Here is a 14035-nt window from a genome sequence, read left to right as displayed (position 1 = left end):
GGAAGACCCCGGACACGGAGGGAAAGGCGCGGCACCGGTCATGGCCAACGACACCCGGCAACGAATCCTTGAGGCGTGCAGCATCTGCATCGCCCGTGACGGGGTCCGCGGCATGCGCATACAAGACGTCTGCACACAGGCAGGGGTGTCCACCGGGCTGGTCTACTACCACTTCGCCGATCGCGATGGCCTGCTGGCGGCAGCCCTGGAGTACGTGAACGTGGACTCGGTGGCCCGGCGCGAGGAACCTGTGGCCGGCGGTGTCGGGTCACGTGGCTTGCTGCTGGAGTTGCTGCTGGGCGAGATCCAGGACGACGAGTCGGTGCGCGCCAAGTCGATCGTGTGGAACGAAATCAGGGCCATCGCCGTTTTTGAGCCGCCACTGGCCAGGCACCTGTCCACGTCCACCGCAGCATGGCAGTCCCACGTCGCCGAGCTGGTCACGGGGCACACGGGCGCGGGGACCGAAGCATGCCGGGAGACGGCCCTGCTGCTCACGGCCCTGGTCGAGGGCATTTCCGGACGCTGGCTTTCCGGCCAGTTGGACACCGCTGCTGCACGCGCCGCACTGAAACGCGGACTGGACGCGATCCTGCCAGAGAGGCGCTAAGCGGGCAGCTGGCGGTAGTGGTAGCGCGACACGGTTTCGAACCCCAGGGACGAATAGAGCGCAGCGGCGGTCGCGTTGGCCTCGACGACCTGTAGCCAGAGGGCGGCGAGATCCCTGCGCCCCGCTTCGGCCACCAGCGCCCGCATCACGGCACGACCATGTCCACGGGAGCGCGATTCCTCGCGGGTGGCCACGGCATAGATCCCGCCAAGGTCCCCCACCAGGGCCATCCGGGCCACGGCATGGATGTGCCCGTCGATGGTCAGCGAGGCGTAGACGGACGGGGTGTTACCCAGGATTCGTTCGCTGATGGCCTGCGCGGCCGGTGAGTGCGGGCCCTCGGATTCCCAGAAGGCCGCGAGCCATTCCACCGAGGCGCTGTCTTCGAAGGCGACCCGGGGATCGGGATCGTTTGCTGCGGCCTGCGCGAAATCATCGCGCGCCAACAGCTGTACGAGGGTCGGGGAATCGAGCGCGTATCCCCTGGCGGCAAGGATCGCGTCAAGGTCGCAGGGCAGGGAATCCGGGCTGATCTGGAAGACCGGGGGCAGTCCGCGGCTTCGGTAGGCGGCCTCGACGTCGTCGATCGCGCCGGCAACATCAACAGGCCCGGCCAGCGGGAGCACGGAGTTGGCACGGCGAGTGACGCCGTGGGAAAAGCGGCACACCCATCCCGAAATGCTTTCCGTCTCGAGTGCCCGCCAGCCCCCGGACATGATGGAGTCCAGGGATGCAGGTCTAGCGAACCGGGAAACCGGCTTCACGGATGGCGTCCTTGACCTGCTTGATCATGTCGTCGGGGCCGAAGTGGAAGATCGAGGCTGCGAGCACCGCATCGGCGCCGGCGGCAATCGCCGGCGGGAAGTGCTCCGGCGCCCCGGCGCCGCCCGAGGCAATCAGCGGCACGGTGACGGCCGCGCGGACGGCGCGGATCATTTCCAGGTCGAAGCCGTCCTTGGTGCCGTCTGCGTCGATCGAGTTCAGCAGGATTTCCCCCACGCCCCGCTCGGCCGCTTCCTTGGCCCAGGCCACGGCGCAGCGTCCGGTGCCGGTGCGGCCACCATGGGTCGTGACCTCGAAGCCGGATTCGACATTCGGGTCATCGGTGCGCTTGGCGTCCAGCGAAAGCACCAGGACCTGGGACCCGAAGCGCCGGGTGATCTCGTTGATGACCTCGGGCCGGTCGACCGCAGCGGTGTTGATCGAGGCCTTGTCGGCGCCGGCGCGCAGCAGGCGGTCGACGTCCTCGACGGCGCGCACCCCTCCGCCGACGGTCAACGGGATGAAGATTTCCTCGGCGGTCTTGGCCACCACGTCGTAGGTGGTTTCGCGCTTGGCCGAGGAGGCTGTCACATCGAGGAAGGTGATTTCATCGGCGCCCGCGGCGTTGTAGCGCTTGGCCAGTTCCACCGGGTCGCCGGCATCCCGAAGCCCCTCGAAGTTCACTCCCTTGACGACTCGTCCGGCATCGACATCGAGGCATGGGATCACGCGGATCGCAACAGCCATGAGGGGACCAACTCCTAGAAAAGCAATGAGGGGTGTTCTTGAGGGGCCCGGGAAGGGGCCGGGCGCTAGATGCGGCAGGCGTGGATGTTGGTGACAAGGATGGCGCGGGCACCCAGGTCGTAGAGCTCATCCATGATGTTGTTGGTCTGGTTCTTCTTCACCATGGCGCGCACGGCGACCCAGTCCGAGTCCTGCAGCGGGGAAACCGTCGGGGACTCAAGGCCCGGGGTCAACCGGGTGGCCTCGTCGACCAGGTCCCTGCGCACGTCGTAATCAAGCATGACGTAGCGGCGGGCCACCAGCACGCCGGTGAGCCGGCGCTTGAGCACCTCGAGCCCGGCGGGGGTGCGGCCGGTGCGGCCAATGAGCACTGCCTCGGACTGCAGGATGGGATCGCCAAAGACCGCCATGCCCGCTGCCTTGAGCGTGTTGCCGGTTTCCACGACGTCGGCGATGGCGTCGGCCACGCCGAGGCGCACCGAGGACTCAACGGCCCCGTCGAGGCGGACCACCGAGGCATCGATGTTGTTGGTTTCCAGGTACTGGCGCAGCAGTGCGTCGTAGCTGGTGGCGATGCGCTTGCCGTTGAGTTCCTGCGCCGAAGCGAAGGTTCCCGCGGGACCGGCAAAGCGGAAGGTGGAGGCACCGATGCCCAGCGGCAGGACCTCGTCGACGTGGTCGTTGACCTCGGCGTCCAGGTACAGGTCGCGTCCGGTGATGCCGACATCCAGGATGCCGCCGCCGACGTACACGGCGATGTCACGGGGACGGAGGTAGAAGAACTCCACGTCGTTGTCGGGGTCGACCATGACCAGTTCGCGGTTGTCGCGGCGCTGGACGTATCCGGCCTCCAACAGCATGGTCGAGGCGATTTCGGACAGGGCTCCCTTGTTGGGAAGTGCTACTCGCAACATAGTGCGGTTCTCTTTTCAGACTGTGTGGGGGTATTACGGCATAAGGACAACAAATTGGTGCTTGTTGGCCACCGCTGCACGGGAGAGGAAAACATCCCGGATGCGGCGGCTAGAGATGCTTGTAAACGTCCTGCAGAGTCAGGCCCTTGGCCAGCATCATCACCTGGAGGTGGTAGAGCAGCTGGGAGATTTCTTCGGAGGTGGCCTCGTCGGACTCGTATTCGGCAGCCATCCAGACTTCGGCGGCTTCCTCCACGATCTTTTTTCCGATGCCATGAACGCCGGAGTCCAGTTCGGCGATGGTACGCGAACCTTCGGGGCGGGTCTTGGCCTTCTCGGAGAGCTCGGCGAAGAGAGTGTCAAAAGTTTTCACATAGTCAGGGTATCTTGGCCCGTTGTCCGCATTCACAACCGCGCCCCCAATGTGACGAAGGACTCGCGGCTTCGGGCCAAGATGACGCGCCCATGTCCCGGCTTCCGCGCATCCGACCCAATCGGCACTTGACCACGGGCCATGCACCAACAAACACGCCGCTGCCCGCTCCCCCGGTGTATCTCCCGTCATGCGGGTACCGGTGCGCGGGCGGCGGCGTGAAGGGTTTTGCTAGCGGCGTGCCAGCGCGACGGCGGTCTGCAGACCCGCGCTCATGGCTTCGTAGCCCTTGTCCTCGATGGAACCTTCCAGGCCGGCACGGGCAATGGCCTGTTCCTCGGTGTCGCAGGTCAGCACACCGAAACCGACCGGAACACCGGTGCGGACCGTGACGTCGGTGAGGCCCATGGTTGCACCCTGGCAGACGAAGTCGAAGTGCGGGGTACCGCCGCGGATGACCACACCCAGCGCGATGACGGTGTCATAGGAATGCGCCAGGCGTGCCGCGGCCACCGGCAGCTCGAAGGTGCCCGGTACGCGGATGACCTCGGGGGTCTTGATCCCGGCGTCGGCTGCGGCGCGCAGTGCGCCGTCCAGCAGGCCGTCCATGATCTGCGTGTGCCAGCTGGCGGCGACGATCACTGCCCGCATGCCGGCCTCGCCGGCCGCCGCCAATTCGTCGGCCCCGACGAGGGGTGCTCCGTGTCCGCTCATGATTTCACTCCTGGATTGGTGTTTTCGGTTGATGGCAACTGCAAAGAATGATTCATCAAATTTTGCTTGGTGCGTAGGTATTCAAGGTTTTCGGGCCGTGCCGCCACCCGGGTGGGGACGCGCTCGGAAACGGCGATTCCGGCCTGTTCCAGCCATTCTTCCTTCAACGGGTTGTTGGTGATCAACCTGATCCGCCTGATGGACAGCGCGTGGAGGATGGCGGCGGCGGCGTCGTAGGTTCGCGCGTCGACCGGCAGGCCCAGTTGCTCGTTGGCGGCCACGGTGTTGGCGCCGCCGTCCTGCAGCGCGTAGGCGCGGATCTTGTTGGCCAACCCGATGCCGCGGCCCTCGTGGCCACGCAGGTAGACCATCACCCCGCCGTATTCGTTGATGGCCTCCAGTCCGGCGGCCAGCTGTTCCCCGCAGTCGCAGCGGTAGGAACCGAACACGTCGCCGGTGAGGCATTCGGAGTGCACGCGCACCAGCGGTTCGACCGGCATGGCGCCGTCGGGGCCAGTGGCGCTGAGCGAAAGGTGCTCGGTGCCGCTGCCGCGCTCACGCCAGGCGCGGACCATGAACTCGCCGTACGGGGTGGGGACCCTGACCTCGGGCCCGCCCTGCACCGCTGCGGAACTGGTGCCCACGGCCGGCTCCGCGTCCATGGTGGCCCGCCAGGCGGCCAGGTCCTCGATGCTGATAAGCGGGATGTTCCAGAGGTCGGCGAACTCCCGCAGCGCGGGCAGTCGCATCATCGATCCGTCATCGTGGACGATCTCGGCGATGACTCCCACCGGTTCCAGGCCCGCGGCCTTGCACAAATCGACGCTGGCCTCGGTGTGCCCGCGGCGCACCAGCACCCCGCCATCCACCGCGCGCAGCGGGAAGATGTGGCCGGGGCGGGTGATCAGGTCGGGACCGGAGGCCGGATCGGCCAGGATGCGGGAGGTCAGTGCACGGTCGGCGGCGCTGATGCCTGTGCTGACCCCATGGGCGGCATCGCAGGAGACGGTGTACGCGGTGCCCTTGGCATCCTGGTTGTTTTCCACCATGGGCGGCAGGCCCATGGCGTCGGCCCGGTCCCCGTCCATCGGGGTGCAGACCACGCCCGAGGAGTGCCGGATGGTCCAGCCCATCAGCTCCGGGGTGGCGAACTCGGCGGCGAAAATGATGTCGCCCTCGTTTTCGCGGTCGGCGTCGTCGACGACCACGACCGCCTGGCCGGCGGCCATGGCGCTGATGGCGGCGTCAATGGAATCCAGGCGAATGGAATCGGTGCTCATGATGCGCTGCTTTCGATGTTGTTGAATGATGCCAGACGCTCGGCGTACTTGGCCATGACGTCCACTTCCAGGTTGACCGCGGAACCGGGCACGCGTTGGCCCAGGGCGGTTTCGCGCAGCGTAATGGGGATGATTCCGACCTCGAACCACTGCTCTTTTTCGTGCGCGTCCGAAACCTCGGTGACGGTCAGGGAGATCCCGTCAATGGCGATGGACCCCTTCTTGGCCACGTACCGGGCCAGTTCGAAGGGGATGGAGAAGCGGAAACGGTCCCAGGCTCCCAGGGACTCGTGCTCCAAGAGGTGCCCGACCCCGTCGACGTGGCCCTGCACGACGTGCCCGTCCAGCCGGCCGCCGGCCTGGACGCAACGTTCCAGGTTGATGCCCTCGCCCTGGGCGAGCGCGCCGATGGTGGTGTGGCGCAGCGTCTCGCCCATGACATCGAGGGACAGGATGTCCCCGGCGATCGACGTGGCGGTCAGGCACACGCCGTTGACGGCGATGGACCCGCCCAGCTCCAGGTTCTCGGTGTGGTTCGGCGCGCTGATGCGCAGGATGACCGAGTCGGTTTCCGGTGTCGCGTCTATTGCTTCGATGCGGCCCATGCCGCTGATGATTCCGGTGAACATGAGTGGATTCCTTAGGGTGTTCCGGTGCCGGTTGGCATGGGTTCAAGGTGGGTGAGGGTGTCTGGGCCCAGCATGCGTACAGCTTCCCCGTCGACGGCATCCAGGCGGAAGCGCCGGGCCGCCGCCAGGGTGTCTACCCCCAGCTCCCCCACGCTGCCGCGGCCGGAGCCCAGGAAGAGCGGTGCCTGGTAGAGGAAGATCTCATCGACCAGGTCCGCTTCCAGGAACGCCGTGGCAATCGAGGCACCTCCCTCGATCAACACGTGGTCGATGCCGCGGGACGCGACCAGCGCCAGGACTTCGTGCGGGTCGCGGGAGCGGACCTGTTCCCAGTTTCCGTCGGCCTTCAGTGCCGCGTCCTCGGGGATGTCGCGCCGGCCCATGACGATGCGTCGGGGCTGGGAGCCGAAGGGCTCGCCGAGTTCGTCGCGTGCGTTCAGCCGCGGGTCATCGGCCATCACGGTTCCGGTGCCCACCACGATGGCGCCCACGCGGGCACGGACCTCATGGGCGTGGAGCAGCGAGCGCGGCGAGGTGATCCATTGGCTGGTCCCGTCCTTGGCCGCGATCCGCCCATCAAGGGTTTGGGCCAGGTGCAGGGTGGTGAAGGGCCGGTTGGCGGCGCGTGCGGCGAACCAGCGGTGGTTCAGCTCGGTGGCTTCGGCCTCCAGCAGGCCCTGGTCGACGTTGACGCCCGCCGCGCGCAGCGTCTGTGCTCCCCCGCCGGCCTCCTCGCCGCCGTCGGCGACCGCGAAGATCACGTTGCCAATTCCGGCGTCGATGATGGCGCGGGAGCAGGGGCCGGTGCGGCCGGTGTGGTTGCAGGGCTCGAGGGTGACCAGCATGGTCGCGGCGCGTGCCGCCGCCGGATCGATGGTGCCCAGGCGGTTCAGTGCGTCGGCCTCGGCGTGCGGGGTGCCCGCGCCACGGTGGTAACCCGTGGCCAGGATCGTGCCCGCGGGGTCAACAATGACGGCGCCGACCAGGGGATTTGCGCCGCGGGTGCCGCGGCGGGCCAGTTCAAGGGAAAGCCGCATGGCGGCCAGGGCTCGTGAGGATTGCATTAGCCGTGCACCTTCACCGTCGGGTCGGGCATCTCGGTTTCGATACGTGGCTTGGCATTGTTCTTGGCCTTCCACCAGATGAAGAACCCGGCCAGCGTGAAGCACCCGTAGAAGAGGTACATGAAGGCGCTGGCGTAGTATCCGGCACTGAAGAGCAGGGGCACGCCGACCACGTCGACAAGGACCCAGATCAGCCAGAATTCGACCAGTCCCTTGGCCATGCCGTAGGTGGCGAGCAGGGAACCGACGAAGGTCCAGGCATCGGCCCAGACCGGTTCATAGGATCCGAGGGCGCCGAAGAGCGGGGTCAGTGCGACGGTGCCGATGACCATGATGACCGCCAGAGACAGGCGTTCGGTGCCGGTGGCCCAGCGCGGGGTGACCGCGCTTCCGCCGGATGCCCGGCTCGATTTCCATCGTTGCCAGCCATAGAAGGACACGGCGATGAACATGATCTGGCGTCCGGCCTGGCCAAGCAGATTGGCCGTTTGATCCTGGCCGAAGATGCTGCCGAGGAAGACCGTCAGCAACAGGACGTTGCCGACGATGCCGACGGGCCACGCCCAGATCTTGCGGCGGATGCCGCCCAGGGCGGAGGCAAGTCCAAAGACGTTGCCCACCACTTCGCGTACCAGCAGCGCGCTGCTGCCTACCGTGATGTAAGAATTGAAAGCTTCAATGAGCCACCGCAGAAAATCCATCGTCCTCCTGTCAAGCCGCGATGGCTCCGGGGGTTCGATACGACGGTTCCACCTTATTGGCCGACCCGCTGGCGAAGGTTCGGGATTCGAGGGAAATCACGTGGATTCCCGTCCATCCTTGCCTTGCGCACTAGCGAGGGCGCTGGTGTTGCGTGTACGTGCTTCTCCCATCCAGACTTTAACTGTCGGTACCGGAATTTCACCAGTTCAACCAGGCCTTTGGGATCCCCGAAAGGATCTTGTGGCTTGGGTCGCGGACTATAACCGCCGGTTCGGACTTACACCGACCCCGGAGCACGTTGTGTAGTTGTAGCTCTTAGTATTACATGGAAACCGGTGTCCGGGCCGCGAGATTTCGCAATGTGACTACCGCCTCGGCGGGATCCTCGGTCCCGTACACCGAGGAGCCGGCCACGAAGACGTCGGCCCCGGCCTCGGCCGCGCGCAGGATCGTTTCGCGGGTGACCCCGCCGTCGACCTGCAGGGCGATGGGCAGGCCGGTTCCGTCAATGGCCCGCCGCACCCTGCGGATCTTGGGCAGCACGAGATCCAGGAACGCCTGTCCGCCGAATCCGGGCTCCACGGTCATCAGCAGCACCATGTCGAGTTCCGGCAGCATGTCCAGGTACGGCTCGATGGGCGTGGCGGGGCGCAGCGCCATCGACGCCTTGGCGCCGGCGGCCCGCAAGTCCCGCGCCAGCTTGATCGGCGCGGCGGAGGCCTCGGCGTGGAAGGTGACCGAGGCGGCACCGGCCTCCGCGTAGCCCGGGCCCCACCGATCCACGTCGCTGATCATCAGGTGCACGTCCAGCGGCAGTGAGCTGACCTCGGCCAACCGTTGCACCACCGGCAGGCCGATGGTCAGGTTGGGCACGAAGTGGTTGTCCATGACATCGACGTGCACCGCGTCGGCGGTGTGGATCCGGGTGAGTTCGCGTTCGAGGTTGGTGAAGTCGGCCGACAGGATCGACGGATTGATCTGGCAGGTACGCATGGTTTCCTTCTGGCTCCTGGCAGCCGGCCCGCCGGGCGGACCGGCACCTTTAGGCGGTGCGGGTGAACAGCGCCATGAACATGGCATCGGTGCGGTGGATGTGCGGCCACAACTGGATGGTGCTTCCCTCGCCCACGGTGCGGGCGGCGGATGCCAGTCCCGGAAGCGCTGCCGACTCGAGCGCCGCCCCGGTGTCAAGCAACCTGGCGTTCTTGTTCCGGGCCAAGAGGTCATCGACCACCGCAACGGTTTCGGCCGGGTGCGGCGAGCAAGTCACGTAGGCGACCACGCCGCCCACGCGCACGGCGCTGAGCGCCGCATCCAAAAGCTCGCCCTGCAGGATCGTCAGCTCGGCGACGTCGCGGGGGCTCTTGCGCCACCGGGACTCGGGGCGGCGGCGCAGCGCGCCCAGGCCCGAGCACGGCGCATCGACCATGACCCGGTCATAGCCTCCGGCGTATTCGGCTTCGCCGTATTCGCGCCCGTCGCGCACCGAGATCATCCAGGTCTCGGGGTCGATGGCCACCAGCGCCTTGTTGACCAGTTCGGCACGGTGCTGGGCAGGTTCGTTGGCGGTGAGCTTGGCGCCGTGTTCGGCGGCCAGCGCGGCCAGCAGCGCCGCCTTGCCGCCGGGGCCGGCGCACAGGTCCAGCCAGTAGGTGTCTTCGCCGTTATCGGGCAGCGCCACCTGGGCCAGGGCGCGGGCCACCAGCTGGGAGCCGGCGTCCTGGACGCGGGTGCTTCCCGCGCGCACCGAGGAAAGCCGGGCGATGTCCCCGCCCTGGTAGTAGGCCGAATCGGCCACCAGGGTCCCCGGCTCCGCACCCTGGTCCAGGGCCTCGTCGAGCGATCCGACGCCGGGCAGCGCCACGAGGTTGACGACCGGCGCCAGGTTGTCGGCGATGAGCAGTTCGGTGATTTCCGAGGCGTCGCGACCGTGGGCGACCAGCGCCTGGCGCAGGGCCCGCACGATCCATTCGGGGTGGGAATGCACCAGGGCAGCCGCGGCGCTTTCATCGGTGATGCCCGCGACGAGTTCGCCGCTCCAGGTCTCCAGGTCCTTCAGCGATACCTTGCGCAACACCGCGTTGATCAGCCCGGACGCGCCGGCGCCGATGACCATGCGGGCCAGCGACACGGTCTCGTCCAGGGCCGCGTGGCTTGGCACGCGCATGGCCAGCAACTGGTGGGCTCCCAGGCGCAGCGCGTCCAGCACCGCCGGGTCCAATTGGTCCAGCGGGCGGTCGACGCAGCGGGCCAGGATCGCGTCGTACAGGCCCTGGCCACGCAAGGCGCCGTAGGTCAGTTCGGTGGCGAAGCCGGCATCGCGGCGGTCGAGGTGGTGTTCGCGGATCCGGGCCGGAAGCACCAGGTTCGCGTAGGCGTCGTTTTCGGCAACCGCCCGCAGCACCTCGAAGGCGGTCAGCCGGGCCTGGTCGGCCCGGCGGTTGCGGGCCGAGGGAGCGGAGGCGCTGAATTGGCGCGGCCCGGCTCCCCCGCGGTTGCGGGTGCGGCCGGCATCGCTGCGACGTTCCTGGCCACCGCCGCGGTTGGGTTCGCTGCGTCGCGGACGGTCGGAACGTCCCTGTCCGAATTCGCTCATGCGAATTTCACCTCATCCACGGTTCCGGACGCGAGAATGCCTCGCGCCCAATCTGCTGCATTCATCATTTTCTTGCCCGGCGGTTGCACCAGGGCAAGTTCAAGTCCATGTGATCCGGTGCCCACCACGACGCGCGGCTGCTTGCCGGGGGTGATCAACACCTGGCCCGGGGCCAGGGAATCAATGTCGGGGGCCGGCGACGGCGGGCCGATCTTGAACCGCTGCCCGTCCAGTTCCGCCCAGGCGCCGGGATCGGGGGTAATTCCGTTGATTCGCCGGCGAATCGCCAGCGCCGGGGCATTCCAGTCGATCTTGCCGTCGGACAGGGTGAGCTTGTGCGCGTAGCTGCCCTCCCCCTGCTGCGGGACGCCCACCAGGGCGCCGGTGTCCAGGCCCGAAAGGGTCTGGGACAGCAGGATCGATCCGGAGACCGCCAGGCGCCCCAGGAGCTCACCGGCGGTGTCGGCCGGGTCGATGGCTTCGGTCAGGGTCCCGAAGACCGGACCGGTGTCAAGGCCCTTTTCGAGCTGGAAGGTCACCGCCCCGGTGATGTCGTCCCCTGCCATGATCGAGTGCTGCACCGGTGCGGCTCCGCGCCAGGCCGGGAGCAGTGAGAAGTGGAGGTTGACCCAGCCCAGGCGGGGAATGCCCAACGCCTTTTCGGGGACCAGTCCGCCATAGGCGACGATCGCCGCGATGTCGGTTTCCAGCGCGGCAATGCGCTCCTGGGTTTCCGCGTCGATACGGTTGGCGTGGATGATTTCGATGCCCAGTTCCGCGGCGCGTGCAGCGACCGGGGACGGGGTCATGACGCGCTTGCGCCCGACCGGGGCGTCCTCGCGGGTGAGCACCGCCACCACGTCGAATCCGTCCTTGACCAGCTGGTCGAGGGAGGCGACGGCGACCTGCGGGGTCCCGGCGAACAGGACCCTCATGCCTGGCGTCCGAAGCTTGCGCCGGCGCCGAAGCTGGATCCCAGGGCCGAGCTGCGCTTGGTCACGGTGCTTGCGGCAACCGAGTTGTAGCTGGAGTCGCGCAGCCTGCGGAACGCATCCTTTTTCGTCTCACCCTCAAGCCGGTCGATGTAGAGGATTCCGTCAAGGTGGTCGGTCTCGTGTTGCAGGCAGCGGGCGAGGAAGCCCTCGCCCTCCACGACCACCGGGTTTCCATCCACGTCCACGCCTGTGGCCCGGGTCCACTGGCGCCGGCGCACCGGGTAGCCCAGGCCCGGGATGGACAGGCAGCCCTCGGTCACGTCGTCTTGGTACTCCTCGCCCAGTTCAAGCACCGGATTGATCAGGTGGCCACGTTCTCCGGCGATTTGGTAAGTGAAGACCCGCAAGGAGACGCCAACCTGGGGTGCGGCTAGGCCTGCACCTTCAACGTTCTCCATGGTTTCGTCCATGTCTGCGACGAGCTTGCGCAGTTCAGGACCAAACTCGGTAACCTCATCTGCTCGTGTTCGCAGGATTGGGTCGCCAACGATGCGAATACCTAAGACGGCCATGCGGTCCGGTCTCCCTTCGGCCGGCTGCAGTTCCGGCAATGTGCTGTGGATGACGGCGGACGGGCACGACCAAGCTCTATCGGCGCACCTGTCCCCTGCCAACCAGTCTACCGACCGCCTCAGGCCACCGGTGGCGGTGGCGGACCCACCTCGCGCAGGGCCATCCCGGCATCGCCAACCTTCTGGGTGGCGCCCCACACCTGGCGCAGCGACCAAAACTTCGACCAGTAGGCGGGCAGGACCTCCGGATTGGCCATCACTGTCTGGACTTCCGTTTCGCCGATTGCCACGCCCAGCAGCATCGGGTCCTGTGAGTATTTCCACTGTTCCCAGATGCCCGCGGCGGGGTCAACGACCATTTCCTCGGCCTTGGCGCCTGCGGCCAGCTGCATGACCACCTTGGGATCCAGGGGCCTGACCCGGCCATCCCGAGTGGTGCCGCGGGTCTTGTAGTCGATCAGGCACAGCCGCCCGCCAATGGTGGCCACCAGGTCTAGGGTGCCGGCGTACCCGATGCTCGAGTTCCAGACCGTCACCTCGGCGGCCAGCGGCTGCACCTGGTAGGTCTCCCACCACTCGTCAAAGCGCCCGGCAAAGGGTTCTTCATTGTTGGCGCTGAGCGCTTCGCGGGCCTGGGCGGCCTGGTGCGGCTTTCCCATGGCACGCAACGCAATTTGCTCGCAGTACTGGTGCACCCGGTCCCCGCGGGCCGCCGCCAAATCACGATAATCCGCCGCCGCGTTCGAGGCCTGGCGCGCCAGCGCCTTGAGTTTGGCGGCGTTCCCGACGGCCTCGCCCAGCCTGGTGTCCTGCACCACGGCCGTGGCGGCCATGTGACCTATCCAACCGTTCAGATCCATTTTTTCCTGCCCAATGACAGTGGTGATGGACGGAACCTCCGGAAGTGCGCCGATTTTTCTGGCATACATGCGCCCAAATTCGGTCTGTTGGGCCAATGCTGGTGAAGTCATATGAAGATTTTTCCACGTTCCGGCGACGTTTTGCCGTTTTCGGGCGTTTCCGGGCCAGTCAAAAACCGCGGGATCACAAGGTTCTTTGCTGCATGTCGGCGCAGGAATGCGCCGATTTGGAACTTTGGTGAAACGTCGTATAGAGTTTTTACTCGTTGGAACGCAGCCAAACGGAACGGAAACTTTCCGGGAGATTGCACTTCTTTCATGTGGACATAGCTCAGCTGGTAGAGCGCGACCTTGCCAAGGTCGAGGTCGCGAGTTCGAACCTCGTTGTCCACTCGCATTTGAATCACCGGATCGGCTTGCCGATCTAACCACGAGGTATATTACCGAATGGTTATGGTGGGGTGGCCGAGAGGCGAGGCACCGGCCTGCAAAGCCGTTTACGCGGGTTCGAATCCCGTCCCCACCTCGTAGGAATGTTGTAAGTAGTATGGGCGATTGGCGCAGCGGTAGCGCGCTTCCCTGACACGGAAGAGGTCACTGGTTCGATCCCAGTATCGCCCACGAAGAATCCACACCTGGCGTGTTGGTTTTTCACGTGGACATAGCTCAGCTGGTAGAGCGCGACCTTGCCAAGGTCGAGGTCGCGAGTTCGAACCTCGTTGTCCACTCTGAAGATCGGGCCTCCATTCTTTTCGAAGAGAGGCCCTATTCTTTGTGTTTTCCCCCGGGAAAGCACCGCGGTACCCGAACGAATATGTGGATTGCCATTTTGCAGGTCGCAAATCCAAGATATAGTTCAGATGCAGCACCCCCAAATGGGCGATTGGCGCAGCGGTAGCGCGCTTCCCTGACACGGAAGAGGTCACTGGTTCGATCCCAGTATCGCCCACGAAGAGTCTATACTTTAGGTATTGATTGTTCAGGTGGACATAGCTCAGCTGGTAGAGCGCAACCTTGCCAAGGTTGAGGTCGCGAGTTCGAACCTCGTTGTCCACTCCAAATAGTAGATCGTGTGATTTCTCCAAATCACACGATCTACTTGTTTAACATCCGTTCCCTCCGCTTGGGCCCAGAGTCCTTCCAGATTGAGCTCACTGCACGGAATTTCGGGTCAATTCCGCCAATGCCCCGCACGGGAAACCCACAGCTCTTGCGGGCGAATAATTGCAAGTCAGACTCGTATCACGGAACAAGTTAGCCCAAATGCCCTTGATTCG

Annotated in this window: 15 protein-coding genes, 6 tRNA genes and 1 riboswitch; of the genes, 7 read left to right on the top strand and 14 right to left on the bottom strand. The window is 65.9% G+C overall.

Translation table 11 applies throughout. The features are described from left to right. Positions 1 to 40: 40 nt before the first annotated feature. Positions 41 to 610, top strand: coding sequence for a TetR/AcrR family transcriptional regulator (locus tag ACLQ7E_RS12700; protein WP_411732933.1), 570 nt, complete (start codon positions 41 to 43; stop codon positions 608 to 610). Here ACLQ7E_RS12700 and ACLQ7E_RS12695 read toward each other — a convergent pair. The 14 genes from ACLQ7E_RS12695 to ACLQ7E_RS12630 all read right to left on the bottom strand — a co-directional run bounded on the left by ACLQ7E_RS12695 (position 607) and on the right by ACLQ7E_RS12630 (position 12869). Then, on the bottom strand, positions 607 to 1374 hold the full coding sequence (locus tag ACLQ7E_RS12695; RefSeq protein ID WP_411732932.1) for a GNAT family N-acetyltransferase: 768 nt from the start codon (positions 1372 to 1374) through the stop codon (positions 607 to 609). The two genes, ACLQ7E_RS12700 and ACLQ7E_RS12695, sit on opposite strands and share 4 nt — an antisense overlap. Then, entirely contained in the window at positions 1349 to 2119 is a 771-nt protein-coding gene (hisF, locus tag ACLQ7E_RS12690) for an imidazole glycerol phosphate synthase subunit HisF (protein WP_411732931.1), read from the bottom strand. The genes ACLQ7E_RS12695 and hisF overlap by 26 nt, the downstream gene beginning before the upstream one ends. Before the next feature lie 65 nt (positions 2120 to 2184). Continuing rightward, on the bottom strand, positions 2185 to 3033 hold the full coding sequence (gene hisG / locus ACLQ7E_RS12685; protein WP_411732930.1) for an ATP phosphoribosyltransferase: 849 nt from the start codon (positions 3031 to 3033) through the stop codon (positions 2185 to 2187). Between the two features lie 109 nt (positions 3034 to 3142). Further along, positions 3143 to 3406, bottom strand: a complete 264-nt coding sequence (locus ACLQ7E_RS12680) for a phosphoribosyl-ATP diphosphatase (RefSeq protein WP_217391016.1) — start codon at positions 3404 to 3406, stop codon at positions 3143 to 3145. A 231-nt stretch (positions 3407 to 3637) separates the two neighbouring features. Then, positions 3638 to 4120, bottom strand: a complete 483-nt coding sequence (ribH, locus tag ACLQ7E_RS12675; protein ID WP_411732929.1) for a 6,7-dimethyl-8-ribityllumazine synthase — start codon at positions 4118 to 4120, stop codon at positions 3638 to 3640. Next, positions 4117 to 5400 carry a 3,4-dihydroxy-2-butanone-4-phosphate synthase gene (gene ribB / locus ACLQ7E_RS12670; protein WP_411732928.1) on the bottom strand — a complete coding sequence of 428 codons (1284 nt, stop codon included), beginning with the start codon at positions 5398 to 5400 and terminating at the stop codon, positions 4117 to 4119. The genes ribH and ribB overlap by 4 nt, the downstream gene beginning before the upstream one ends. Beyond that, positions 5397 to 6029 (bottom strand): riboflavin synthase, encoded by a 633-nt coding sequence (locus ACLQ7E_RS12665; RefSeq protein WP_411732927.1) that lies wholly within the window; start codon positions 6027 to 6029, stop codon positions 5397 to 5399. The genes ribB and ACLQ7E_RS12665 overlap by 4 nt, the downstream gene beginning before the upstream one ends. An 11-nt stretch (positions 6030 to 6040) precedes the next feature. Continuing rightward, positions 6041 to 7093 carry a bifunctional diaminohydroxyphosphoribosylaminopyrimidine deaminase/5-amino-6-(5-phosphoribosylamino)uracil reductase RibD gene (gene ribD, locus ACLQ7E_RS12660; protein WP_411732926.1) on the bottom strand — a complete coding sequence of 351 codons (1053 nt, stop codon included), beginning with the start codon at positions 7091 to 7093 and terminating at the stop codon, positions 6041 to 6043. Next, a complete protein-coding gene (gene pnuC, locus ACLQ7E_RS12655) occupies positions 7093 to 7794 on the bottom strand; it encodes a nicotinamide riboside transporter PnuC (RefSeq protein ID WP_411732925.1) in 702 nt (233 codons plus the stop codon). The genes ribD and pnuC overlap by 1 nt, the downstream gene beginning before the upstream one ends. A gap of 154 nt (positions 7795 to 7948) precedes the next feature. Next, positions 7949 to 8096, bottom strand: a riboswitch (FMN riboswitch). Positions 8097 to 8116: 20 nt separating this feature from the next. Further along, positions 8117 to 8788: a ribulose-phosphate 3-epimerase gene (rpe, locus tag ACLQ7E_RS12650; protein WP_411732924.1), complete on the bottom strand. Its 672-nt coding sequence runs from the start codon at positions 8786 to 8788 to the stop codon at positions 8117 to 8119. Between the two features lie 49 nt (positions 8789 to 8837). Next, the gene (locus tag ACLQ7E_RS12645) at positions 8838 to 10391 is read right to left on the bottom strand and encodes an RsmB/NOP family class I SAM-dependent RNA methyltransferase (RefSeq protein WP_411732923.1); all 1554 of its coding nucleotides are present in this window, start codon (positions 10389 to 10391) and stop codon (positions 8838 to 8840) included. Then, on the bottom strand, positions 10388 to 11326 hold the full coding sequence (gene fmt, locus ACLQ7E_RS12640; protein ID WP_411732922.1) for a methionyl-tRNA formyltransferase: 939 nt from the start codon (positions 11324 to 11326) through the stop codon (positions 10388 to 10390). Before fmt ends, ACLQ7E_RS12645 begins: the two co-directional genes overlap by 4 nt. Continuing rightward, a complete protein-coding gene (def, locus tag ACLQ7E_RS12635) occupies positions 11323 to 11898 on the bottom strand; it encodes a peptide deformylase (protein WP_411732921.1) in 576 nt (191 codons plus the stop codon). Before def ends, fmt begins: the two co-directional genes overlap by 4 nt. Before the next feature lie 119 nt (positions 11899 to 12017). After that, the gene (locus ACLQ7E_RS12630) at positions 12018 to 12869 is read right to left on the bottom strand and encodes a cytochrome (protein ID WP_411732920.1); all 852 of its coding nucleotides are present in this window, start codon (positions 12867 to 12869) and stop codon (positions 12018 to 12020) included. A 209-nt stretch (positions 12870 to 13078) separates the two neighbouring features. Here ACLQ7E_RS12630 and ACLQ7E_RS12625 point away from each other — a divergent pair. The 6 genes from ACLQ7E_RS12625 (at position 13079) to ACLQ7E_RS12600 (ending at position 13817) form a co-directional block, all read left to right on the top strand. Continuing rightward, positions 13079 to 13151 (top strand) — tRNA-Gly (locus tag ACLQ7E_RS12625). Between the two features lie 62 nt (positions 13152 to 13213). Further along, a tRNA-Cys gene (locus ACLQ7E_RS12620) sits at positions 13214 to 13284 on the top strand. A 23-nt stretch (positions 13285 to 13307) separates the two neighbouring features. Beyond that, positions 13308 to 13379, top strand: a tRNA-Val gene (locus tag ACLQ7E_RS12615). A 34-nt stretch (positions 13380 to 13413) separates the two neighbouring features. After that, positions 13414 to 13486 (top strand) — tRNA-Gly (locus ACLQ7E_RS12610). A 149-nt stretch (positions 13487 to 13635) separates the two neighbouring features. Then, a tRNA-Val gene (locus tag ACLQ7E_RS12605) sits at positions 13636 to 13707 on the top strand. Positions 13708 to 13741: 34 nt separating this feature from the next. After that, positions 13742 to 13817 (top strand) — tRNA-Gly (locus ACLQ7E_RS12600). The last annotated feature ends 218 nt before the right edge of the window (positions 13818 to 14035 follow it).

Source organism: Paeniglutamicibacter sp., assembly GCF_046714615.1.
GTDB lineage: Bacteria > Actinomycetota > Actinomycetes > Actinomycetales > Micrococcaceae > Paeniglutamicibacter.
Note: the sequence above shows the minus strand (reverse complement) of the source record. Positions and strands in the feature narration are given on the sequence as shown.